The 23,183-nt window shown below is 71.2% G+C and carries 21 protein-coding genes; 7 read left to right on the top strand and 14 right to left on the bottom strand.

All coding sequences use genetic code 11. The annotated features are described in order from the left end of the window. Positions 1-42: 42 nt before the first annotated feature. Complete coding sequence (locus ACZ6SD_RS24305; protein WP_465319279.1) at positions 43-1,314, bottom strand: cyclase family protein; 1,272 nt, start codon at positions 1,312-1,314, stop codon at positions 43-45. 170 nt (positions 1,315-1,484) lie between these two features. On the opposite strand from ACZ6SD_RS24305, the gene ACZ6SD_RS24300 reads away from it, so the two are divergent. Then, on the top strand, positions 1,485-2,501 hold the full coding sequence (locus ACZ6SD_RS24300; RefSeq protein WP_465319278.1) for an NAD(P)-dependent alcohol dehydrogenase: 1,017 nt from the start codon (positions 1,485-1,487) through the stop codon (positions 2,499-2,501). A gap of 261 nt (positions 2,502-2,762) precedes the next feature. Then, complete coding sequence (locus ACZ6SD_RS24295; RefSeq protein ID WP_465319277.1) at positions 2,763-3,197, top strand: histone-like nucleoid-structuring protein Lsr2; 435 nt, start codon at positions 2,763-2,765, stop codon at positions 3,195-3,197. A 31-nt stretch (positions 3,198-3,228) separates the two neighbouring features. Here ACZ6SD_RS24295 and ACZ6SD_RS24290 read toward each other — a convergent pair whose 3' ends face one another. Further along, positions 3,229-3,912 (bottom strand): DUF6218 family protein, encoded by a 684-nt coding sequence (locus tag ACZ6SD_RS24290; RefSeq protein WP_465319276.1) that lies wholly within the window; start codon positions 3,910-3,912, stop codon positions 3,229-3,231. A gap of 416 nt (positions 3,913-4,328) precedes the next feature. Here ACZ6SD_RS24290 and ACZ6SD_RS24285 point away from each other — a divergent pair, with 416 nt between their 5' ends. Beyond that, a complete protein-coding gene (locus tag ACZ6SD_RS24285; RefSeq protein WP_465319275.1) occupies positions 4,329-5,189 on the top strand; it encodes a spermidine synthase in 861 nt (286 codons plus the stop codon). Between the two features lie 7 nt (positions 5,190-5,196). On the opposite strand, the gene ACZ6SD_RS24280 is transcribed toward ACZ6SD_RS24285, so the two are convergent. The 8 genes from ACZ6SD_RS24280 to ACZ6SD_RS24245 form a co-directional block, all read right to left on the bottom strand. Continuing rightward, positions 5,197-5,562 carry an STAS domain-containing protein gene (locus ACZ6SD_RS24280; RefSeq protein WP_465319274.1) on the bottom strand — a complete coding sequence of 122 codons (366 nt, stop codon included), beginning with the start codon at positions 5,560-5,562 and terminating at the stop codon, positions 5,197-5,199. Positions 5,563-5,808: 246 nt separating this feature from the next. Continuing rightward, positions 5,809-9,264: an alpha-amylase family glycosyl hydrolase gene (locus tag ACZ6SD_RS24275; RefSeq protein WP_465319273.1), complete on the bottom strand. Its 3,456-nt coding sequence runs from the start codon at positions 9,262-9,264 to the stop codon at positions 5,809-5,811. Positions 9,265-9,409: 145 nt separating this feature from the next. Beyond that, a complete protein-coding gene (locus ACZ6SD_RS24270; RefSeq protein WP_465319272.1) occupies positions 9,410-10,018 on the bottom strand; it encodes a hypothetical protein in 609 nt (202 codons plus the stop codon). A gap of 57 nt (positions 10,019-10,075) precedes the next feature. Beyond that, entirely contained in the window at positions 10,076-10,438 is a 363-nt protein-coding gene (gene crcB, locus ACZ6SD_RS24265; protein ID WP_465319271.1) for a fluoride efflux transporter CrcB, read from the bottom strand. Continuing rightward, the gene (gene crcB, locus ACZ6SD_RS24260; protein ID WP_465319270.1) at positions 10,435-10,881 is read right to left on the bottom strand and encodes a fluoride efflux transporter CrcB; all 447 of its coding nucleotides are present in this window, start codon (positions 10,879-10,881) and stop codon (positions 10,435-10,437) included. Before crcB (ACZ6SD_RS24260) ends, crcB (ACZ6SD_RS24265) begins: the two co-directional genes overlap by 4 nt. 104 nt (positions 10,882-10,985) lie before the next feature. Beyond that, complete coding sequence (locus ACZ6SD_RS24255; RefSeq protein ID WP_465319269.1) at positions 10,986-11,954, bottom strand: choice-of-anchor P family protein; 969 nt, start codon at positions 11,952-11,954, stop codon at positions 10,986-10,988. 538 nt (positions 11,955-12,492) lie between these two features. Further along, positions 12,493-13,035: a DinB family protein gene (locus ACZ6SD_RS24250; protein ID WP_465319268.1), complete on the bottom strand. Its 543-nt coding sequence runs from the start codon at positions 13,033-13,035 to the stop codon at positions 12,493-12,495. A 154-nt stretch (positions 13,036-13,189) separates the two neighbouring features. Then, entirely contained in the window at positions 13,190-13,372 is a 183-nt protein-coding gene (locus tag ACZ6SD_RS24245; protein ID WP_465319267.1) for a hypothetical protein, read from the bottom strand. 231 nt (positions 13,373-13,603) lie between these two features. Between ACZ6SD_RS24245 and ACZ6SD_RS24240 the strand changes: the two genes are divergently transcribed. The 3 genes from ACZ6SD_RS24240 (at position 13,604) to ACZ6SD_RS24230 (ending at position 17,398) form a co-directional block, all read left to right on the top strand. Then, on the top strand, positions 13,604-14,872 hold the full coding sequence (locus ACZ6SD_RS24240; protein WP_465319266.1) for a family 4 glycosyl hydrolase: 1,269 nt from the start codon (positions 13,604-13,606) through the stop codon (positions 14,870-14,872). Next, a complete protein-coding gene (locus tag ACZ6SD_RS24235; RefSeq protein WP_465319265.1) occupies positions 14,869-15,816 on the top strand; it encodes an N-acetylglucosamine kinase in 948 nt (315 codons plus the stop codon). Before ACZ6SD_RS24240 ends, ACZ6SD_RS24235 begins: the two co-directional genes overlap by 4 nt. 319 nt (positions 15,817-16,135) lie before the next feature. Beyond that, complete coding sequence (locus tag ACZ6SD_RS24230; protein WP_465319264.1) at positions 16,136-17,398, top strand: hypothetical protein; 1,263 nt, start codon at positions 16,136-16,138, stop codon at positions 17,396-17,398. Positions 17,399-17,472: 74 nt separating this feature from the next. Here ACZ6SD_RS24230 and ACZ6SD_RS24225 read toward each other — a convergent pair whose 3' ends face one another. From ACZ6SD_RS24225 to ACZ6SD_RS24210, 4 genes are all read right to left on the bottom strand, one after another. Beyond that, positions 17,473-18,330 (bottom strand): NAD(P)H-binding protein, encoded by an 858-nt coding sequence (locus tag ACZ6SD_RS24225; protein WP_465319263.1) that lies wholly within the window; start codon positions 18,328-18,330, stop codon positions 17,473-17,475. 100 nt (positions 18,331-18,430) lie between these two features. Further along, positions 18,431-19,294, bottom strand: coding sequence for a carbohydrate ABC transporter permease (locus tag ACZ6SD_RS24220; RefSeq protein WP_465319262.1), 864 nt, complete (start codon positions 19,292-19,294; stop codon positions 18,431-18,433). Further along, entirely contained in the window at positions 19,291-20,259 is a 969-nt protein-coding gene (locus tag ACZ6SD_RS24215; protein WP_465319261.1) for a carbohydrate ABC transporter permease, read from the bottom strand. The genes ACZ6SD_RS24220 and ACZ6SD_RS24215 overlap by 4 nt, the downstream gene beginning before the upstream one ends. A 70-nt stretch (positions 20,260-20,329) precedes the next feature. Beyond that, positions 20,330-21,589, bottom strand: a complete 1,260-nt coding sequence (locus ACZ6SD_RS24210; protein ID WP_465319260.1) for an ABC transporter substrate-binding protein — start codon at positions 21,587-21,589, stop codon at positions 20,330-20,332. A 322-nt stretch (positions 21,590-21,911) separates the two neighbouring features. Between ACZ6SD_RS24210 and ACZ6SD_RS24205 the strand changes: the two genes are divergently transcribed. Beyond that, the gene (locus ACZ6SD_RS24205; RefSeq protein ID WP_465319259.1) at positions 21,912-23,009 is read left to right on the top strand and encodes an ABC transporter ATP-binding protein; all 1,098 of its coding nucleotides are present in this window, start codon (positions 21,912-21,914) and stop codon (positions 23,007-23,009) included. The last annotated feature ends 174 nt before the right edge of the window (positions 23,010-23,183 follow it).

Genomic DNA, 23,183 nt, shown 5'->3' with positions numbered 1-23,183 from the left:
TCAAGATTGTCGTGACAGATCGTCCACAGTGGATAGTTAGGGTCAGCGCCGTGGCGCGCCCAGGGCGGCGGGCGGGGTGTTGCCGCAGGTGGCGCCCTCGGCGAACTGCGGGGTGACCAGGTAGACGAACGTGTGCAGCCGGTCGCGGGCCAAGCCGTCGAGCACCACCGACTCGGCGATGCGGATGCCGAAGCGCATCAACAGGTCCTGGTGCACGGGAAAGACGAGCCCGTCGTCGTTGGCCCGGTTGCCGAGCACCTCCAGCGTCCAGGTGTCGCTGCCGATCAGCGCGGGCCGGTGCCGGGCGAGGTACCTGGCCTCCCGCAGATAGATCCCGGGCAGGCCGCCGGAGCCCATCCAGCGGTCGATGTCGGCCGGGTCGGTTTTGCGGTCGACGCGGTGCAGCAGCTGGTTCCAGCCGGTGCGGAACAGGATCGCGTCGCCGGGTTCGAACCTGTCGACGCCGCCGAAGTCCATCGCGTCGCGGATGTCGCGCAGGGTAATCCGGTAGTCGCTCGCCAGCACCGGCGCGCCGTTCGCGGCGGGCGGACCGAGGGCGGAGTCGTCGCCGGTGGCCAGCTTCACCCCGAGCACGTCGAGCAGCACGCCCCGGGTGACGATCGGGCCGGTGTGCTCGGCGCCCAGCTTCGAGGTGCCGTAGAGCTCATCGATGTCGGGGCCGCGGTGCCCGTTGTAGAAGTGCTCGCCCCACCCGACGTGGTTGAGCCCGTCGAGCTGCACGCCCAGTTGGTAGGTCGTGGAGTAGGGCTGCGCGTGCCCCGGGCTGGCCACCGCGGCGAACCGCTCCTCGTGCAGGCTCAAAAAGTTGCTGCCCAGCGGCTCCCGGAACTGCACGATGCCGCCCTCGGCCTCGAACCGGGGCGAGGTGTAGCCACCGATGGTGAGCCGCTGCTCGTAGAGCCGGGGCGGGGTGGTCACGAATCCGGGGAACCCGTTCCACATCAGCTCGCCGAGGTTGTAGGTGCGCACTTCCCGCGCGTCGCGCAGCAGCCGCAGCGCCCGCGCGGTCGTCCCCGGCGTGATCTCGTTGAGGCTGCCCCGCTGGTCGTCCGGCCCGTACCGGCTCGGCGCCCACGCCGCGAGGTCGCTGTAGTCGAACGGACTGTCGTCCAGCCCGCTGTCCGCTGTGGTGTCGTCCGCTGTGGTCCTGTCGGCTGTGGTGCTTTCCGCTGTCGCTGTTCCGGGCGCGAGAGCGCCGCCGGTCGCCGCGACACCGCCCGCCACGGCCGCGCGCCCGGCGAGGCCGAGGGCCGCGCGCCTGCTCAGGTAGCTCCGCACCAGTTCTGGCCGCACGCCGCCCGCCTTCCGCCAATCGGGACCCGAATCGTAATGGCCGTTCGCCCCGGTCCGCTTACATCGAATGGGTTGCTTTCCGGCTGACGTTCCCGAGCGGAGAGTGGTAGGAACGGCACGGTCGGAACAACGGGCGATGGCGGCGGGAGTGATTGGCTATGCCGGACACCATGCGTGTGAGCGTTCTGCGCGCCCCGGGCGAACTCGCCGTCGAGCGGCGGCCCATCCCGGTTCCCGGGCCGCGCGAAGTGCTGGTGCGAGTGTTGTCGGTGGGAACCTGCGGTTCGGACACGCACTATTACCGGCACGGCCGCATCGGGCGGTTCGTCGTCCGCGCCCCGCTGGTGCTCGGCCACGAGCCAGCGGGCGAGGTGGTCGCGGTGGGCGCGGAGGTCGACCGGCTCCGCCCGGGACAGCGGGTGTCGCTCGAACCCGGGGTGCCATGCTTCACCTGCCCGCTGTGCGCGTCCGGCCGGTACAACCTGTGCCCCCGGATGCGGTTCTTCGCCACCCCGCCGGTCGACGGCGCGTTCGCCGAGTACGTCGTGCACCACGAGGCGATGACGCATCCGGTGCCCGACACCGTCTCCGACGACGCGGCGGCGCTGCTCGAACCGCTCTCGGTCGCGATCTGGGCCTGCCGCAAGGCGGGCGTCGGGCCCGGCAGCCGGGTGCTGGTCACCGGGGCCGGGCCGGTCGGGCTGCTGGTCGTGCAGGCGGCCAGGGCCTTTGGCGCGGCCGAGATCGCGGTGACCGACCTGCGGTGGGCGCGGCTGACGCTCGCGCGGGATCTGGGCGCGTCGCGGGCCATCGACATGGGCGCGGACAGTGGTCCGGGCGAGCTGTCCGGGTTCGCGCCGGACGTCCTGGTCGAGTGCTCCGGGTCGGCGGAGGCCACCGCGGGGGCGGTCTTGGCCCTCGGCGGCGGCGGGCGCGCGGTGCTCGTCGGCATGGGCGGGGACACGGTGGCGCTGCCGCTCTCGCACGTCCAGGACAACGAGATCACCGTGACCGGCGTCTTCCGCTACGCCAACACCTGGCCGACCGCCGTCGCGCTCGCCGCGGCGGGCACGGTCGACCTCGACCGGCTTGTCACGCACCATTTCGGACTCGCCGACGTCGAGGGCGCGCTGTGCGCCGGGGCCGACCCCGCCGCCGTCAAGGCCGTCGTGCGCCCGCAGGCGTGACCGTTCCCGCCGCCTTTCCGCGCCATTTCCGACTGGCCGATCCCCGGCCGGACGGCCCCGGTCGGGGAATAAGTCGAGATCAAGGTCACTGCGATCACCGGGTGCGGCGCCGCCCGGTCCGACCGACTACCCTGAGATAGGTGTCCCTTTGGGACGTCCGAAGCATCCGGAATGGACACGCGAACCGGGTCGTGGCGCGCCCGGTGCCTCGCCACTGCTAACTTCCTGTCCACAAACAACCCGTTTCAATAGAGGTGCCGCATGGCTCAGAAGACCATCGTCCAGCTTTTCGACGACCTCGACGGCTCCGCCGGCGACGACATCCGGTCGGTCGAGTTCAGCCTGGACGGCGTGCAATACGAGATTGACCTGAACGAGGAGAACGCCGAGCGCCTGCGCGAGGAACTCGCCGAGTTCATCGCCGCCGCCCGCCGCACCGGCGGTCGGATCAAGCGGTCGACTGGCCCGTCCTCGGCCAAGCAGGCGGGCGAGGGCCGCAGCAAGGAGCAGACCAAGGCCATTCGCGACTGGGCCCGGCAGAACGGCCACGACATCTCCGAGCGGGGCCGCATCCCCTCGGCGGTCGTCGACGCGTTCGAGGCCGCGCACGCCGTGGCCGAGGAGCCCGAGCCCGCTCCCGCCCCGAAGAGCCGCGCCCGCGGTTCCAAGGCGAAGAAGGCCGCGTTCTCCGGCTGACTCGGTTTCGGTTCCTGCGCCAAGTCCCGCCTCACAACCGGGTGGCGTAGGCGTCGGCCAGGCGGCGCTCCCATGCTGGCGGGAGCACGCCTGGCGCCGGGCAGGCCCGGCGCAGGTGCTCGCGCCTGCTCCACACCTCGGCGGTCTCCTGCCAGCGATGCACGGCCCAGGTCATCATCGCGCAGGTCAGCAGCGCCTCCTGGGCGACCAGTGAGGCGTCCCGCTGGCGGAGCACCCGGGCGTGGCGGCGGAACTCGTCCGCGGTGGCCGGGATCGGGTCGGGGATGCGGACCTTCCAGTCCAGCCCCGAGTCGGTCCGCTCCGCCCGGGCCGCGGCCGCGTACCGCGCCCGCACTGCGGCGATCTCGCCCAGCGCGTCGGGCAGCAGGACCAGCCGCCAGTCCTGTGGCCGCGCCCCGGCCGCCCGCTCCAGCGTCGCCAGGACGTCCAGCGGCTCGGCGGCGGACCACGCGACGATCGCCCGCTTCTCGCACTGCGCCAGCAGTTTCCCGGCCCGCCGCGCGTCGAGCGCGGCCACCGGCAGCAGCCAGGTGCCGACCTGCGCGCCGTGCGTGCCGATCTGCCACACCGCGACCGAGTCGGCCCCGTCCTCGCCCGGCCCCCTGGCCACGACCGCGTGCCCGATCATGATCCGGCCGTCGGCGGTGCGGGTGCGGGCGGCGGCTGGCCGAGGCGGCAGCGTCGGCTCGATCATCGCGCGCACCGGACCCGCGCCGGCGCCGGGGCTTTCGCCAATGCCGGGGCGGCGCGCCTGATCCGCGACGGAATCCGGGTCGGTCGCCACTGCCGTTCGGGTTTCTCGACCCCCGATCCGGTGCCGGTTGGTTCCGCCGCCATGCCCACCCCTGCCACGCCGCCCTCCATGATCATTTGCCGGATTGTCGCCCGCTGGGCCGCCAGAGTTACACCGAGCGGATAAACGACACCGGTCGTCGGTGGGCTTGTCACCGCCGGTAGTCACGACGGGACGTGTCGTCCCGGCGGGCGGCCATGACCCGCTCGTCCACAATGGACTTGATCTGTCCGAGGGCCGCCCGCGCGTGGGTCGCGTCGCCGGGGGCGGGACGGGCGTGGTCTGCTGTGCGCGTGCGGGAGCGGGCGAAGGTGCCGATGCAGGGGCGTTACCCGGTGCGATTCGGGACCGCCGAGGTGCTGCGCGACCTCGACCGCGCCAACGGGTGGCTGCTCAGCGTCGACGGGGTCGCCCAGTCCTACCTCGACCTGGACGACCCGACGCACCTGGAGTTCGACTACGTGCGGCGAATCGCCGACGTGGTCGACGCCGCGGGGGAGCCGGGGGCGGCGCTGGCCGCGGTGCACGTCGGCGGGGGAGCGTGCACGCTGGCCCGGTACATCGCCGCGACCCGGCCGGGGTCGCGGCAGGCGGTGGTGGACGCGGACGCGGCGCTGGTGGCGCTGGTGCGGGCCCAGTTCGGGCTGGACGTGCCGGGCGTGGACGTCCGGATCGGCGACGGGCGCGCGGAGGTGGCCGCCCTGCCGGACGCGTCGGTGGACCTGGTCGTGCTGGACGCCTTTGAACGCGGTCTGCTGGCGGGCGGCCTGGTCACCATCGAGGCGACCCGCGACATGTCCCGCGTCCTGCGCGCCGAGGGCGTCTACCTGGTGAACCTCTCCGACGGCCCGGGGCTCCCCTTCGCCCGGCGGGTGGTGGCGACCCTGTGCGCGGTCTTCGGCGAGGTCCTGCTCATCGCCGAGCCCGGCGTCCTGCGCGGCAGGCGGTTCGGCAACATCGTGCTGGCCGCGTCGGCCGCGGACCTGCCGATCGCCGCCGTCGCCGCCCGCGCCGCCGCTGCGGCGTTCCCGTCCCGATGCCTCACCTCGACGGAACTGCGCGCGCGGTTCGGCCCGGCGCTCCCGCTGACCGATGCCGAGGCCGTCGCGGCGCCCCTGCCGCCCAACGACCCGTTCGCCCGCCCCGAGGACCCCGCGGCCGGACCGGACCGGGCTTAGGGCGGGGTCAGGCGCCCAGGCCTTGGGGCTCGCCGGTGGTCTCCACCGGCGGGGTGAATAGGTGGGCCAGGCCGGTGATGGTCAGCACCCTGGCCAGGTTCGGGTCGATCGCGCTGACCGTGAGTTTGCCGCCCAGGCTGGCCAGCCGCTTGTGCGCGCCGAGCAGGACGGACAGGCCGGTGGAGTCGCAGAAGCCAAGACCTGCCAGGTCCAGGGTCAGGGTGGAGCCGGTGCGCAGTCGCAGGGAGCCCAGCGCCGCGGTCAGGTCGGGGGCGGTCGCGTAGTCCAACTCGCCGCGGATGACCAGGCGGTGGTCGGTGGCGCCGGGCCCGCCGAGATGCGAGATGGCTAGCGGAGGGGGATCGGGATTCACCGGGTGGGCTCCTCGGGTCGGGTGCGCGGGCAGGACGTACCCGCCCGCGCCGCGTTCCACACCTGCCGCCGCGAAACGAGTGGAAATCGAGAGGCTCCCACCCCTGGGGGTTCACTCCCTGGAGTGGCAGTGCGGGTTCGCGTCACCGCGAGCGCCGGTTTCGGCCCGCTGGCCGCGGCGCGTCACCAGTCCCGCCGCCCGGTCGAGGAACGGCATCGGCCGGGCGGCGTGCTCGGCGAGCGCCGGTCAGCCGCCCACCCGGGTGCCGGTGGCGTGCCGCAGCGACCCGCTCGCGTCGAGGTGCACGGCGGCCTGCTGGGCGTGCCGCGCGGCATCGATGCGCCCCGCGTCCGCGTCGCGGACGTGGAACACCGGGGCGCCCGCCAGGTGCGGGAACTTCGCCGCGAGAGCCCCCGACAGCGTTCCGCCCGGCCGCAGCCGCAGGATCTGCCCGCCGCGGACCTGCCCGTCGACGACCTCGATCCGGCCCAGCGGGTCGTAGCGGACCTGGTAGCCGTTGGTGTGCAGGGCGGGGACGTCCCAGGCCAACGTGTCCCGGTCGACCCAGACGGCGTTCGCCGCGCCGAGGTCCGCCTTGGCCGCGCGCGGGGGCGGCAGCACGTAGGACGCCGAGCCGTCCGGCCGGGCCGACCCGGAGGCGAACCACACCTCGTGCCCGGTGCCCGCGAGGTCCAGGAACTGGTCGGCTCCGGGGTCCTTGTCCTCGCCCCGGTGGATGATGGTGCTCAGCCCGGCCGCGCCCGGGGCCAGCGGCACCGACCAGAACACGCCGAACCCGTCGCGGCCGTCCGGCGGGCGGGACTCGGCCCAACTCGGACTCGGCCGCAGCGACCCGGTCCAGTGGTAGAGCGTCCAGTCCGTGTAGTCGCCGTCCTGACGCGAGTAGTGGATCACCGCGCGGTTCTCCGCGGCGGCCAGGCTAGGGTGCACCGTGGCCGCGCCCTCCCGCACCCACCCGGCCGCGCCGGTCAGCGTGCCCGTGGCGACCGTGCTCGCGCCCCGCGCCACGGTGAACGGCAGCGGGACCGCCGCAGCGGGCACCTCGGCGAACGCGCCGAACGCGTCCCGCCCGGTCATCGGGACGTCGGGCCCGCCTGGCGTGCGCACGACGAGTCCGCCGTAGTCCCCGGACGGGCGCTGGACGTGCACGGTCGCCTTGCCGGTGGCCGAGACCTCGTCCGGGTGCTCTTTCGCCACCCCCTGTTCGAGCCACACCTGCGGCGTGCGCGCCGGGTCTACGAACCGATCGCCGCCGTCTTTGGCCTCGCCCCGGTGCACGACGAACCCGACCTGGCGCGCGCCCGGCTTGAGCTTCACCCAGGCGAACCGGCCGTAGCCGGTCTCGCCAGCGAACGGCAGTGGCGCGGCCCAGTCGGTGCGCGCCTCGACATCGCCCCAGACGTGCAGGCCCCAGCCGTCGTAGTCGCACGCGGGCCGGTGGTAGTGCACGACCAGCCAGTCCGGGCCGACGCCGGGCGCCGCGGGCGGCGGGGCAGCGGCCAGCCGCACCGCGGCGCCGTCCGCGCCGAGCGTGCCCTTGCCGTCCTTGACCACGACCCGGTATTCGATCTTCTTGCCGACTTCCGCGCCCGCCAGTCCCGACACGTCGGCGAACACCCGGTACGGCGCGGCGTCGTCGGTGCCCAGCACGGTCCAGTCGTGGCTGCCCTCTACCCGCGCGGCGAACGTCGCCTGCGCGAACGGCGCGGTGACGCCATCGGCGCGCACCTCGACCCGGTCGTCGAGCAGGGTGCCCGCCGGGGGCGGGACCAGCGCCGGCGTCAGCGGCACGGCCCGCGCCCGCTCGGTCGTGGCCAGCACGAGCGCGGACAGCGCTGGCACGGTCACCCGGACCGTGCCGTCCGGGCCGCTGACCGGGCCGTCGCTGGCGCCGCCGCGCGTCGGGAACTCGGTGCGGAACCGCTGCCCGGCCGCGCCGACGGGCACGTCCACGGTCGCGGGCGCGCCGCCCGCGTTGGCCACGACCAGGTGCTCGCGCTGGTCGCGCGCGGTCATCCGGCTGAACGCGAGGACATCGCCCTGCGCCAGCCGCAGCGTCTGGTTGCCCTCCGCCCACACCCTGTCTTTGTCCACAAAGGACGCGAGCTGGGCCAGTTGCCGGTAGAGCGGGTGGGACGGCACGAAGTTGTCCTGCGCCCCGGTGCGGTCGCTGCCGACGAACTTCTCGGCCGCGTATTCGGGAGTCACGCTGGCGAACATGTCCTGCCGGGCGAGCTTGTCGCCGCCGACGCCCGCGAAACCCTGCTCGTCGCCGTAGTAGACCACCGGGTTGCCGCGCCACAGGTACATCAGCGTGTTGCCCAGTTCGAGCCGCTTGAGCAGGTCGGCCTCGGTGCCGCCGGGGCGCTCCTCGCGCAGCAGCCACGCCGCCCGGCCCATGTCGTGGTTGCCGAGGAACGTCGGCAGCGACGCGGCGTTGGAGTCGGCGTCGGTGTACTGGTCGTCGGCGAGCAGCACCTCGGCCAGCCGCCGCGATCCCTTGCCGGACAAGAAGTCCAGCGCCCCGCCCTGGAACGGGAAGTCCAGCGCGGCCTGCATCCGGCCGGTCGTGGTGTAGGACGAGGTGACCATGGTGTCGCCGCTGAACACCTCGCCGAAGACGAAGAAGTCCTTCTTGCCGCGCGCCCGCGCGTACGCCACCACGTGCGGCGCGAGCGCCTGCCAGAACTCCATGTTGACGTGCTTGACCGTGTCGACCCGGTACCCGTCGATGCCCAGAGTGTCGATCCAGGTGGTGAAGATCCGCTTCATCCCCTCGACCACGCGAGGGTCTTCGGTCATCAGGTCGTCGAGGCCCGCGAAGTCGCCGTACTCAGTGGACTCGCCGCTGAACGTGGAGTTGCCCCGGTTGTGGTAGACCGCCGGGTCGTTGAGCCACGCCGGGGTCTTGGCCGTGGCGTCTTCGGGGGTGGGAAAGACCGGTGTGTAAGGGAAAGAGGTCGCCGGGTCCAGGTCGGGGAACGCGGGCGTGCCCGCGACGGCCTTGATGTCGACGGGATGCCCGTCGCGGTCCAGATACGGGTGCGTGGCGGTGGTGAGGTAGTCGTGCCTGCCCTCGGCGTAGTCGAGCACGTCGGCGGTGTGGTTGGCGACGATGTCGAAGAAGACCTTGATCCCCAGGCGGTGCGCGTCGGCGATGACCGCCCGCATCTCTTGCGTGGTCCCGAAATGCGGGTCGATGCGGGTGAAGTCCGTCGTCCAGTACCCGTGGTAGGCGGCCGAGACGTCCGCGCCGCTGCCCTGCACCCAGCGGTTGGCGAACATCGGCGTCATCCAGATCGCGGTGACGCCCAAGCCCTTGATGTAGTCCAGCTTCGACCGCAGCCCGGCCAGGTCGCCGCCGTGGTAGAAGCCCTTGTCCGCCGGGTCGAACCCGGTCTTGAGCCGGTCGGTCTCCGCGCCGCCGCCGCGGTCGTTGCGCGGGTCGCCGTTGGCGAACCGGTCGGGCATCACGAAGTAGAACCGCTCCCCGCTCAGGTCGGCGCGCAGCGCGTCTTTGGCCAGCCGCCGGTCGTCCGGGCGCGTTCCCGGGGCGATGTCCACGACCTCGCCGACGGAGAACCGGGTCGGTCGCTCGGTGGTGGCGGCGGCCACCGGGGCGGGCCCGAGCGGGACCGCCAGCACCGTGCTTACCAGCAGAGCGAGAGCGCGCCGACCCATGACGACCTCCGTGTCGTAAGGACTTGCATCGCCTTGCCTCCCCAATCGGCCAGGCCACCGCACCAAACCACGTCCGGCGGCGAAGGGACAAGGCCCGATCGGTTGCAAAACTTGCAGGTGGTTGCGCAATCACCCGTTCCGCTGGCTACCTCTCCCGCGCGCGCAGCCCGAGCCTGCGCAGCTCGAACCCGGCCAGGGCGGCGATCACCTCCGGGTCGCCCGCCCGCCAGCCCGCGCCGACCGCGCCCGCCCGGCTCAGCCGGGGCAGCGGCTGCGACACCAGGGCCCGCAGGGCGAGCAGGTCCTCGCCGTCCGCGCCCAGCGCGCGCAGCCGCCGCGCCGCGCCCGCCTCCCGGGCGAAGCGGAGCCTGCGGGGCAGCCAGACGATCAGCACCAGCGCCACCGGCACGGCGATCAACGCGGCGGCGAGCCAGAACGCCAGGTTTTCCACCGCGTCGATCTGCGCGTGCCCCGCGTCGGCCAGCCGCGCGCCCGCGCCCGACCCGCCCTTGAGCGCGTCCGCGAGCGAGCGCCCCACCAGCGGCACGTCGTCGGCGTTGTCCGCGGCGGAGTCGAACGTCCCGCTTAGCCGGGTCCCGGCGGTCACCAGGCCCTCGCCTGGCGCGCGCAGCCGCAGCACCTGCTCGTGGACTTCGGTGGCCAGCCAGCCCGCGAGGATCATCAGGGCGACCGCGGCCAGGTCGGCGACGGCCTGCCGGATTCGGCGGACGGGGTGGTCGGCGTAGAGCTTCATGGGCGCGCTCCCGAGCCAGAGAGATATCGGCCGGGAAGTACCCGCGGCGGGAGACGATCAACCGGACAGGGCGGTTCCGCAGGCCAGGCCCAGGCACAGCGCGCCGAGACCGGCCCCGACCGAGACGGCGACGTTGGCCGCGGCTTGGCGGCGCGCGCCGGTCTCGACCAGCCGGAGAGTCTCGTAGGAGAACGTCGAGTACGTCGTCAGCGCCCCGCAGAGCCCGGTGCCCAGCAGCGTCTGCCAGCGCTGGTCGGCGCTGGCGAGGGTCACGCCGAGCACGAGGCTGCCCACCACGTTGACCGTCAGGGTGCCCCAGGGGAAGAAGCCGGGCGTCCGCGCCTGGATCGCGCGGTCGGTCAGGTAGCGCAGCGGCGCGCCGACTGCGGCGCCGAGGGCGACCAGGAGCGCGTCGGTCATCGTGGGCCCGCCAGCCGCCGGGTGAGCGCGGCGCCGAGAGCGACCGCGGCCAGCGCGCCGACCACTGTGGACGCCAGGTAGGCCAGTCCCACCGCGACCCGGTCCGCGGCGAACAGCCGCTGGACGTCGGCGCAGTAGGCGGAGAACGTGGTGAAGCCGCCCAGGAATCCGGTTCCGAGGAACGGCCGCGCCAGCCGGTGCGCCGCCCACACCTCGGTCACCGCCACGATCACGCAGCCCATGGCCAGGCAGCCCAGGACGTTGATTCCCCAAGTCGCCCAGGGGAACCCGGTCGGCGGCGCTGGCCACAGCAGACCGACGCCGTAGCGGGCCAGCGCGCCCAGCGCCCCGCCCAGCGCCACCGCCGCGACGGCGCCGCCGAGCGCGGCGCCGGGCAGGGGCGGGGCCTCGATGTCCGGGTCAACCGGGTCTTCGTCGTGCACGTCGCCACCGTGCCACACGCGACGGAAGGGGCGGACATGGCGAAGGCCACCCGCACCGGAGTGCGGGTGGCCTTCTCAGAGCCGGTGAAGCTACTTAGCGATGGTCACTCGCCTGCGCCAGCGGCCGCGGCGCGCTTGCGACGGGTCATCCAGACCGCGGCGCCACCACCGGCGAGCAGGACGACGCCGCCGATGGACAGCGGAACGATCGCGCTGACGCCGGTCTCGGCCAGGTCACCGCTGTTGCCAGCGGGGCTGACGCCCGCGGCCGCGGCCGGGGTGGTCGAGACGGAGGCGGAGGTGCCGGGCTTGGCCGAGCCCGGAGCCGAGGGGCTCGGGGATCCGCCGTTGTCACCGGGGGTGTTCGGCTTGCTGCTCTCGCCGGGGGTGCCCGGGTTGGTGCTGCTGACCGGCGGCTTCTCGCCCTCCTCCGGCGGGGTCACGACGTCGGCCGGACCCTGGCAGGTGACCTGCGACAGGATGATGTCGGCCTCGGCGACGTTCTTGACGGCGCCGCCGACCTTGACGCGCAGGGCGTTGACGGTCAGCTTGTCGCCATCAACGATCTGCTCGTTGACCAGCACGGTGACCAGGTCGCTGACCTTGATCTCGGCGGTGACGGCGGCGTCGATCTTGACACCCGCGACCTCGACCTCGGCCAGCGAGGACTTGCCGGTGGTGGTCTTGCCGTCCGAGACGCACTCGGCCGTGATCAGCTTGGCCTTGACCAGGTCGAGGATGTTGACGTCGGCGATGCTCGCCTCGCTCTTGAGAACGTCGTCCTTGGCGTCGGAAGCGGCGTTCAGCAGCTTCGCGTGGCCAGCGAGGCCGAGGCTCTTCTCGGTGTCGATCTTGACGACCGACTTGTCCTGGCCAGCCGGGTAGGCGGCCTTGGGCAGCGGGTCGACGTCGACGCTGAGAAGGTCCTTCAGCAGCGTGGCGTCGACGGAAACCGCAAACGCGCTGCCGGTGAGGGTGCCCTCCGCCACCGCGAGCGGGGCGGTGAGCACGGCGGCCAGCGAAGCGGTGCCTGCCAGGCCACCGGCGAGGGCGAACATGCGGGTACGGCGCACGGATCGTCTCCAGTTCTCAGAAATGCAGGGTGGGGTTATTTGGGAGACGCCAGAATTGCAATGCCGCGCCCGAAAAGCAAGTCGGTCCACGGGGGCGAAAACGTTTGCATGATAACGACTTCGACACTTCCTGCTGCCGCGTCGGAGTTGGCGTGGCCAGCTGGCGCGTTCCTTTGTCAATCACATCAAAAAATGTGCCGCGCACCGGGGGTGGGTTGTGACAAAGGACACAACTGATCATAGGATGTAACGTTCGGCCTGCGCCGCGACTCCAGTGTGCGGGATGAACAGCGCTCATGTCTTCCCCTGCGCCGGAAGTTGGGCTGGATGGGCGATCGCGGGGTAACCCACGCGAGGGAGTCAAGCCCCTCTTGCGGGACGTTAACGATCCGTGTCCTTAATCTAACGCGTGCTTAGACGCACCGTGACAATGGCTCAGCGTATTTATACGCAGCGTGATCGACAGCCCAGGAAAGGGTCGGCTTTCATTTACTGTGGACGTTCGGAAGGGACACCGCGTCGTCGCTGTTTCGTTACATCACATTCCGGTCGCGCCATCGATTCGTTCCCGCAGGAGGTCGGCGTGTCCGTTATGTCGGGCGTATTCGGCGATCATCGCCACCAGGATCCGGCGCAGCGCGACCGGCTCGCCGGTGGCCAGCCGCACCCCGGTGTCGCCGAGGTCGGCCGCCGCGACGATCTCCCGCGACCGGGCGCACTCGGCCGCCCACGCGGCCAGCGCCGCGCCGGGGTCGCCGTCGAGCCGCTCGAAGTCCTGCTCGGGGTCCTCGTCGGTGTAATAGAGCATCGGCACGTCCTCACCGGCGAACTGGATGCGGAACCACCACCGCTCCACCCCGGCCAGGTGCCGGATCAGGCCGTGCAGGCTCATCGTCGACGGCGGCACGCCCTGTTCGGACAGCCGCTCGGGCGGCACCCCGGCGCACTTGAGCCGGAACGTCTCGCGGTGCCAGTCGAGGAACGCGGTCAGGATCTCCCGCTCGTCGCCCACCAGCGGCGGCTCGGGGCGGGTCGCGGCGTCGCCCCACTGGGGCGAGGTGGTGCTCGGTGTCTGTGGCATGGCCCCGAGCATGCCCCCGACCACCGACAAACAACCCCGCCAACGGGCGCCGCCGACCTCCGTCGCTCGTCCGTCCGGAGCAGGCGCCCCTGCTGACGCCCGTCGCGGGGCTTGGGGCGTGGCCGACCGGCGTGCGGCGCTGTCCAGTCCGCGGTCATGGCGGTGCGGGCGTGCCGGGCTCGCCGTCCTGCCCGCCGCGCGGCGGAGCGGGCGGGTGTCGGTCGGCCGCGGGCGGGTCCGATGTGGGCGGCGGGCCGGTGTCCCCGCTGATGTCGATCACGTGTCGCCCGGGGAAGTGCTGGGGTGGGTCGACACGCGACTGAGCGGACTCGTCCATCCTCAATGGAGTGTCTACTAAGGACCTAGCCGGGTCGGCGACAGGGCTGGGGGCGGGTGATCCTGTACGCGTTTTTCCCCGCTGGTTCAAGGCTTGTGTCGCATCTCCGCCAACCGGCCGGAGGGGTTGCCTCGCCGGGTAAAATTCTCCCCGCGTGGGACCGCGCCTGGACACGACGAAGTGCGGCAGGGCCCGCCGCACGCAGGCCGGGCTTCACCTCGGGAGGCGCTAGTGAAACTCGCGGTCGTCGGCGGCGGCTCCACCTACACTCCGAATCTGATCGACGGCCTGGCGCGGCTGCGCGCCGACCTGCCCCTCACCGAGGTCGTGCTGATCGACCCGGACGAACACAGGCTCGACCTGGTGGCGGGTATTTCGCGCCGGATCTTGCGCCGTGCGGAGCACTCCGCCCGGGTCACCACCAGCACCGAGGTCGAGCTGGGCGCGGCGGGCGCGGACGCGGTGCTGATCCAGTTGCGGGTCGGCGGGCAGACCGCGCGCCACCAGGACGAGACCGTGCCGCTGGAGTGCGGCTGCGTCGGGCAGGAGTCCGTCGGCGCGGGCGGGCTGGCCACCGCGCTGCGCACCGTGCCGGTGGTGCTCGACCTGGCCGAGCGGATCGCCTCGGTGGCGCCGCGGCCGTGGTTCATCGACTTCACCAACCCGGTCGGCATCGTCACCCGCGCCCTGCTCGACGCGGGCCACCGCGCGATCGGGCTGTGCGACGTGGCGATCGGCCTGCGGCGGCACTTCGCGGGCCTGCTCGGGCTCGAACCCGAGCGGGTATCCCTCGACCACGTCGGGCTCAACCACCTGACCTGGGAGCGCGCGGTCTACGTGCGCGGCGAGGACGTGCTGCCCCGGCTGCTCGCCGAGCACGGCGCGTCGATCGCCGAGCGCGTCGGGCTGCCCGAGTCGGCGCTGCGGCGGCTGGGCATGGTGCCCTCCTATTATCTGCGCTACTTCTACGAGCACGACGCCGTGGTGGCCGAGCAGAAGGTCTCGCCGTCGCGGGCCAGCGTGGTCGCCGCCGTCGAGGACGAGCTGCTGCGCCAGTACGCCGACCCCACCGTGGACACCAAGCCGGAACTGCTCGGCAGCCGAGGCGGCGCGCGGTACTCCGAGGCCGCCGCCGCGCTGCTGGCCTCGCTGTTCGGCGACGCGCGCAGCGCGGACGTGCACGTGGTGAACGTGCGCAACAACGGGACGCTGCCGTTCCTGCCGGACACCGCGGTCGTCGAGGTGCCCGCCACCGTCACCCACACCGGCGCGCAGACCTGGCCGACCGCGCCGATCCCGCCGCTGCTCGCGGGCCTGATCGGGCACGTCTCGGCCTACGAGACCCTGGCCGTGCGGGCGGCGATCAACGGCGGCGAGGATCTGGTGACCGAGGCGCTGCTGGCGCATCCGTTGATCGGCCAGGTGTCGGTCGCCGAGCATCTGGCGGCGCGGATCATCTCGGTGCACCAGGCGCACCTGCCGTGGGCCTCGGTTCGATGAGGACGGTCCTGGCCGTGGACGGCGGCCCGGGCGAGACCGATGTGGCGCTGGTGCGTGAGGACGGCGCGGTGCTCGGTCGCGGCCGGGGGCCGGGGTTCGCCCCTCGGTCGGTCGGGGTGGCCGCGGCGGTGGACGTGGTCGCCCGCACCGCGCGCGCCGCGCTCGGCTCGGAGCCGCCGTTCGCCGACCACGTCGCGGCCTACCTCGCGGGCGCGGACCTCCCGGAGCAGGAGTCGGCCGTGCGCGAGGAGTTCCTGCGGCGGGGGCTCGGGCACACCGTGGACGTCGGCAACGACGCCTTCGCCCTGCTGCGCGCGGGAACGCGCGCGGGCTGGGGGGTCGCGGTCGTGTGCGGCACGGGCGTGAACGCCGCGGGCCTCGGCCCGGACGGGCGGATGGCCCGGCTTCCGGCGCTGGGCCGGGTCAGCGGGGACTGGGGCGGCGGCCAGCACCTGGGCGAGGAGGTGCTGTGGCACGCCGTGCGCGCCGAGGACGGGCGCGGGCCCGCGACCGCGCTGGTGTCGCTGGTGCGCTCGCACTTCGGCGTGGCGCGGGCGGTGGACGTGGCCCTCGCGGTGCACCGCGGCGAGATCGAGCCGGGCAGGCTCGCCGAACTGGCCTGGCCGCTGCTGGAGATGACCGACGCGGTCGCCGAGAACCTGGTCGCCCGGCTGGCCGACGAGGTGTGCCTGCTCGGCTGCTCCATCGTGGACCGACTGGGCCTGTCCGGCGTCGCCGTGGAGATCGTGCTGGGCGGGGGTGTGCTGACCGGCGGCTCGCCGTCGCTGTTGGCCGCGGTGGCCGCGGGCTACGCCGCCCGCGTCCCGCTCGCGCGCGTCGCGGTGGCCGACCGGCCGCCGATCGTGGGCGCGGTGCGCTTGGGTCTGGACCGCGTCGGGGCCGGGGCGATCGCCCACGAACGCGTTCTCGCCGCATTCGGGTAAACCGGCCGCGAATTGTGAAAAAGATTTCCGCACGCCGCTGACAAGCGCGCTCGGTGGCTGGTCGAAGTCTTGTGAGTTGAGTTCAAGCGCAGGTCCTGTTGCGCCGGGCAGGTTGGTGCGCACCGGCTACACGCTGGGCAAACGCGGCTCCGTCTCGGGTGTCGCCGGTCGATGACGCGGGTGACAACTTTCCGGTTCCGCGTTTGTTTGGCATTGTCAACAATTGATTCGGGCTTGTCGACTTCGTTTTGGGTACCGTACCGTCTATCGGGTACGCACTAGTTTGCGTAACTCGTGGAACCGGGAGAAGAGGCTCAGAATGATTCCTGACCAGGCGACGCGACAGCGGCGTCGCGCGCGATTGCGCAGGACGCTGGCGGCGGTGGGCGGCGCGGTCGCGCTCACCATGGCGCTGCCGGGCGGCGCTGTCGCGCTCAAGGCCGCCGACCTGCCCCCGATCGGCGCCGACTCCGGCCGGTTCAACCTGCCGATCACCTGCGCCATCACGATGCCGGACTTCGGCGGGTTCAAGGTCCTCGACCTGCCGCTCAACGTCGACATCCAGGGCGTCGCCCCCACGCAACTCGGTCCGGGGCAGCAGTTCTTCCTGACCCAGGGGTCGGGCAGCATGACGTTCCCGCGCTGGCTCACCGACTTCGGCGCCAGTTTCGGCTTCACCAAGGTCGACGCCGTCGTGAACCAGATGAACATCGGCGCGGCCAACGCGAGCCCGGCTCAGATCAACATCGCCGCCCAGCCGATCGCCATCAAGGACATCAAGCTGGAGCAGGGCAAGGAACTGACCGTGCGGCTGCCCGTCGACCCGGCGGCCACCTTCCCCGACATCGGCCCGTTCACCGCGCCCGGCGACGGCGTGGTCACCCTCCAGTTCAACAGCGCCTCGGTGCTGATCAACCTCAAGGCGACCTGGGGTTTCACCATGAAGGTGAAGGCGGACTGCAAGCCGGTGGCGGGCAACGCGCTGCTGTCCATGGCGGTCGGCGGCCCGACCGGTCTGCCGCCGCTGGCGTACCACAATGTGCCGATGAACTTCCCGCCGATTCCGGTCAACCACCAGATCGGCATCATCAACTCCCCGTACCGCTGCACGGTTCTCGACGCCCCGTTCGACGTGGGCATCGCCGTCGGCGCGTACACCCCGCTCTCGGTCAGCCGAACCGGCTCGATCGTGTTCACCGAGTCGTCCGGCGCCCTCATCGTCCCCGCGGCCACTGTGGACAAGCTGCTGAAAGCGGGCATCACCAAGGCGTCCGGCCGGGTGAAGGAACTCAACCTGGTCGCGGAAGGCGGCTCGCCGAAGATCACCAACGTCCTTGGCGACGGATTCCCCATCCCGGAGACCGCCCTGGTCCAGGGCAAGGACCTGGTCGTGGAACTGCCCCCGAACGGGGCCACGCTCACCGCTGGCCCCTGGACCCCTGACGCGGGCTCCAACCACGTGAAGATCTCACTGGGCACCGCGTCCGCCGAACTCAGCTTCAATGGCGCCGCGCCCACGTCCGCCACGTGCGCGGTCCCGTCCCCGGAGGTGATCCTGCTCGACGCCCCGGTGACCGGCTGAGCTGATCGGCGGCGCTGTTCCCCCGGCTGTCGGGCAGCCGGGGGAACAGTTCTGTCCATAGAGGACAGTCTTGCTCAGGCGGCGAACTCGGCCGCGTGGTCAGCCGCCCATCGCGCCAGTGTCCGTCCCGGCCTGCCCAGGACCTCGGCGAAGTCCGGGCGCACGGAAGGCGGCTCCTGCGCGTACTCGGCCTGGTATCCCAGGATGTACTCGGCGATCGCCCCGGGAATCCCGGCCGAAATCATTCCCGCGCGCGCCTGCCCGTAGGTCTGCGCCTCGAACCGCAGGTCCCGCCCCAGCCCGGCGCCGATCGCCGCGGCCTGCTCCCGGTGCGTCAGCGCCTCCGGACCGCTGATCGAGTACGCCCGGCCCGCGTGTCCGTCCTCGACCAGCGCGGTCACCGCGACCTCCGCGATGTCCGCCTCGTGCACCGGAACCCCCACCGCGTCGGGGAAAGCGGCGCGCACGACACCTTCGGCCCGGATCGACGGCGCCCACACGTCGAGCTTGTTCGCCATGAACTCCCCGGGCCGCACGTGCGTCCAGGCCAGCCCGGACCGCTCGATCACCCGCTCGACCGCGAGGTGCGTCTCGTGGCTGCCCGGACGGCGAACCGTCACCGCGTCGGTGGACAGGAACACCACCCGGCCGACACCCGCCTCGACCGCGCATTCCACAAAGGACTCCGCGTGCGCCGCCGCGGGCTTGTCGGAGTCCAGAACGGCGAGCAGGAACACGCCGGTCACCCCTGACAGCGCGTCCGCCCACTCCCACGGCCGCGTCAAGTCGCCGCGCACCACCTCCACGCCGTCGGGAAACCTTGCCGCGTCAGGGTTCCTGGTCAGCGCGCGCACCTTCCGGCCGCGGCTGACCAACTGGTCGACCACCGCCCCGCCTACGGTTCCGGTCGCCCCGGTCACGAGAATCGTCACATCGTCCCCTCAGTTTTTCCCACCAGCCGGTCGTTTCCGACGCTAGCCACGCCGGAAACGACCGCGCACATAAAAAGTGCCTGTTATGTGAGGTGGTTCACTACTTGACCCCGCCCGCGGTGAGTCCGGCGACGATGCGGCGCTGGAACAGCAGGACGAGGATCACCAGGGGGATGGTGACGATGACGCCCGCGGCCATCTGCGTGCCGAAGGGCGAGTCGAACGCGGTCGCGCCGGTGAACTGGCTGGTGATGACCGGCGCCGTCTTGAGTTCCCGCTGGTTGACCACCGACAGGGCGATGATGAACTCGTTCCACGCCGCGATGAAGGTGATGATCGCGGTGGTGAACACGCCGGGGGCGGCAAGCGGGAGGATCACCTTGCGGAACGCCTGGGCGGGGGTGCAGCCGTCGATCTGGGCGGCCTCTTCGAGTTCGAGGGGCATCTGCCGGAAGAACGCGGTGAGGTTCCAGACCGCGAGCGGGAGCGCGAAGCTCATGCTGGGCACGATCATCGCCTGGTAGGTGTTGATCCAGCCGATGCCGGAGAACAGCTCCAGCAGCGGGACCAGCAGTGAGATGCCGGGGAACATGCTGGTGGTGATGATGATCGCGAGCACGATGTTCTTGAACCGGAAGTCCAAGCGCGCCAACGCGTACGCGGTCAGGATGCCGATGATCAGCACCAGCACCGTGGTGGTGCCCGCGACGAAGAAGCTGTTGCCCAGGGCGCGCACGAACCCGTTGCCGGGGGCGAACGCCGCCTCGTAGGAGTCCAGCGACAGCGGGTTCGGGACCGGCGCGGAGTCGAAGATGTCGTTGGTGCTCCGCAGACTGGACACCAGCATCCAGTAGAACGGCGCCAGGCAGTACACGACGATGGCGGCGATGCCGAGATACGGCGCCCACCACCACCGGCCGCGGGTCTTGGGCTTGGCTGGGCTGGTCTGGGTGGCGGTGGTCATCGGTTCCTCCCGCTCCTGGCTCCCACGACGTCCGCGCCGAGCAGCCGCACGAACACGAAGGCGACCACGGCGACGTAGAGGAACAAGAAAATCGAGTACGCCGACGCTGGCCCGTACTTGCCGAACTTCACCGCTTCCTCGAACGCGATGAGGGTGACGGTGTCGGTGGCGTTCTTGCCCGGCCCGATCAGCGTGTAGGGCAGGTCGAACATGCGCAGGGTGTCGAGGATGCGGAACAGCACCGCCACCATGAGCGTCGGCTTCACCAGCGGCAGGGTGATGGACCAGAACGTCTTCCACGGCGACGCGCCGTCGAGCTTGGCCGCCTCGTAGACCTCGTTGGAGATCACCTGCAACCCGGCCAGGACAAGCAGGCCGATGAACGGCGCGGTCTTCCAGGTGTCGGCGATGATCACCGCGAACCACGCCTGGATGCCGTCGGTCGTCCACAGCACCGGGTCGCCGGGCAGCAGGTCGTTGGCGACCCCGTCGGCCTGGAAGATCCAGCGCCACAACAGGCCCGCGATCGCGGTGGGCACCGCCCACGGCACCAGGATGCTGGCCCGCACGAGCGCGCGGCCCTTGAACGCCTTGTGCATCACCAGCGCCATCAGGATGCCCAGGACGACTTCCAGGGTCACCGCGACGATGGTGAACGTGGTGGTGTTCAGCAGGGCGTTGCGGAACCGCTCGCCCGCGGCGCCGACGAACATGTCGGCGAAGTTGTCGATGCCCACGAACCGGTCGCCGGTCAGGCGCAGCCCCGTCTCCGGGTCGATGCCGTCGTTGCGTTGGTAGAAGGCCAATCGCAGCGCGGAGATGATCGGATAGGCGACCACCAGCCCGAGCACGAGCAGGGTGGGGGAGACCAGCAGCGCGGCCAGCCGTCCCACGCCCGCCTTGCGTCCGACCGGGGCTTTGGCGGGGGGTTCGGGGGTGATCGGCGCGTCGATGAGGGTGGCCATGTGTTCCTCCTCCCGGCGTGGGGCGGGGTCGCGACGCGCTTCGGTGTCGGCCGCGACCCCGCCCGACGACTCAGCTCTTGGTGAGTTCTTCGAGCTTGGTCTGGAGTTTGGCCAGCGCGTCGGCGCTGGTCGTCGTGCCGCTCATGGCCGAGTAGGCGGCTTCCTGGATGGCGGTGGAGACCTCCTGGTACTTCACCACCGCTGGCCGCTTCTTGGCCTTCTCGATCGACTTCTTCAACTCGGTGAGGTACGGGAACTTCTCGATCAAAGCCTGCTCGTCGTACAGCGAGGCCCAGGTCGGCGCGATGGAGGTCTTCTCCAGGTTCTCCCGCTGCTGCTTCTCGTCGACCATGTACTTGATGAAGTCCAGGGCCGTCTTCTTGTTCTTCGCGAACGAGCTGATCGCGTAGTTGTGCCCGCCCAGGGTCGACGCTCCGAGGCCGTCGAGGCCGGGCAGCGGGGCGACGGCGAACTTGCCCGCCACCGCCGAGGAGCCGTCGGTCGCGTTGGCCTTGGCGTACTGGTAGGGCCACTGGCGGTGGAAGAGCAGCTCACCGGCTTGGAACGCGCGGCGGCCTTCCTCTTCCTTGAAGGTGCGGGCCTTCTGCGGGATCTTGCCGCTCTTGACGCCCTCGACCAGGAAGTCCAAGCCCTTCTTGGCGTTCTCGGAGTTCACCGCGGGCTTGCCGTCCTCGCCGACGACCTCGCCGCCCGCGGAGTTGACCGCCTCGGAGAAGTTGACCGTCAGGCCCTCGTACTTCTCGAACTGCCCGGCGTAGCAGGAAAGCCCGGGGTTGGCCGGGATGATTTTCGCGCACGCCGCGTCCAGCTCGGCCCAGGTGGTCGGCGGTTTGACGCTCGCCGCGTCGAGCAAGTCCTTGCGGTAGTAGAGCAGGCCGCCGTCGGAGGCGACCGGGACGCCGTAGAGGCGCTTGAAGTACTTGGCTGTCTCCACCGTGGCGGGCAGCAGTTTGTCGAGCGGGAACTCGGCTTCGGGAAGCTGCGTCACCCATTGGTTGGCCGCGAACTCCGCCGTCCAGACCACGTCCAGGTTCAGCACCGTGTACGTGTCGGAGCCGGTCTGCGCGTTCTGCACCATCTGCTGCCGCTGCGCGTCGGCGTCCTCCGGCAACTCGATCAGCGTCACCTTCTGGTCCGGGTGCGCGGCGTTCCACCCGTCGAGCTGGTTCTGCAGGTTCCCCGACGTGTCCTTGCCGGTGACCAGGGTGATCGGCCCAACGCCCTCTAAGGCGGGTGGAGCAGTGGATTGTCCAGGCGATTCGGATTCCGAACCACACGCGCTGACGCCCAAAGCGAGGGCTGCCGCCACCGCTACGGCTCGTTTGACGCGACCTTGCGTGACCACGACGCCTCCAGAGATCGAAACAGGGACCGCCCGGTTAATTCGGTGGCGGGCCTGACCGGCTCAGTGCTAAGCGGACTGTTCACTCATGTCGCCGACAAGGGAACGGCAGTGCCGTCGTCGTTACTGTTTCGAGACCACGATCGTGACACCTCCGTCATGAAATTGCTGCAACCCTTGCAAGACCTCTGGTGCGCCCCGGTTTCATGGGGCATCCTGTTGCCCCAACGGCACACAGCGGTGACACAGACAGCGGTGACAGAAGTCCCGACGGCGTAAGGATGTGGCCATGGCCCAGGTCAGTTTCGACAGCGCGTCCAGGGTCTACGCGGGCTCACCTCCGGTCCGCGCGGTCGACCGCCTCGACCTGGCCGTGGCGGACGGCGAGTTCCTGGTCCTGGTTGGTCCGTCCGGCTCAGGCAAGTCCACCGCCCTGCGCATGCTCGCGGGCTTGGAGGACGTTGACGAGGGCACCATCCGCATCGGCGACCGCGATGTCACGCATGTGCCCCCCAAGGGTCGCGACATCGCCATGGTGTTCCAGTCCTACGCCCTGTACCCGCACATGACCGTCGCCCAGAACATGGGTTTCGCCCTGAAGTTGCAGGGACTCCCCAAGCCTGCCATCGCCGAGAAGGTAGCCGAGGCCGCCAAACTGCTGGACCTTGAGAAATACCTCTCCCGCAAACCCAAGGCCCTTTCCGGCGGCCAACGCCAGCGCGTGGCCATGGGCCGGGCGATCGTCCGCGACCCAGCCGTGTTCCTCATGGACGAGCCCCTGTCCAACCTGGACGCCAAACTCCGCGTGGAGACCCGAGCCAACATCGCCGCCCTCCAGCGCAGGCTGGGCACCACCACCATCTACGTAACCCACGACCAGGTCGAAGCGATGACCATGGGCCACCGCGTGGCGGTCCTCAAAGACGGCATCCTCCAGCAGTGCGACACCCCACGGGCCCTCTACGACCGCCCAGCCAACGCCTTCGTCGCAGGCTTCATCGGCTCTCCAGCAATGAACCTGCACGCGGCGGCGGTAGCAGGCGACGCGGTCCGCCTAGGCGGCCTGGACATCCCCCTCCCACGCGAAACCGCCCAGGCTGTCCACGGGGCAGGCTTGGCCGAGGTGACCCTGGGCGTCCGCCCGGAGACCCTGACCCTGGTCCCCACCGGAACACCGGACGGCTTCGGCGTAGTAGTGGAACTGGTAGAGGAACTAGGCGCCGACGCCTTGGTACACGGCTCGGTCGAAGGCGAACAGGGCGACCGCCTAGTCCTCCGCGTCGACGGTCGTACCCCACCCACCCTCGGCCAGACAATCACCGTGACCGTACGCAACCCAGAGGAACTACACCTGTTCCACCCACAAACCGGCGACCGCCTGGTCTAAGCTCACGTCCTGCCAACCGCACCCGATGCTGTCAGGTGCTCGATAGGCCAAACAGAGAACCCACGCTCCTGCCAACCGCACCCGGTCCTGCCAGGTGCTCGATGGGGTGGAGTGGTTTCTTCGGGGGAGAAGGAAGATCGCTAAGCTGGCTCCGCGCGTGTGAGGCCGAAGGCA

It is taken from the genome of Actinokineospora sp. NPDC051303, from assembly GCF_055586285.1.
This window is presented reverse-complemented; position numbering and strand designations above follow the sequence as displayed.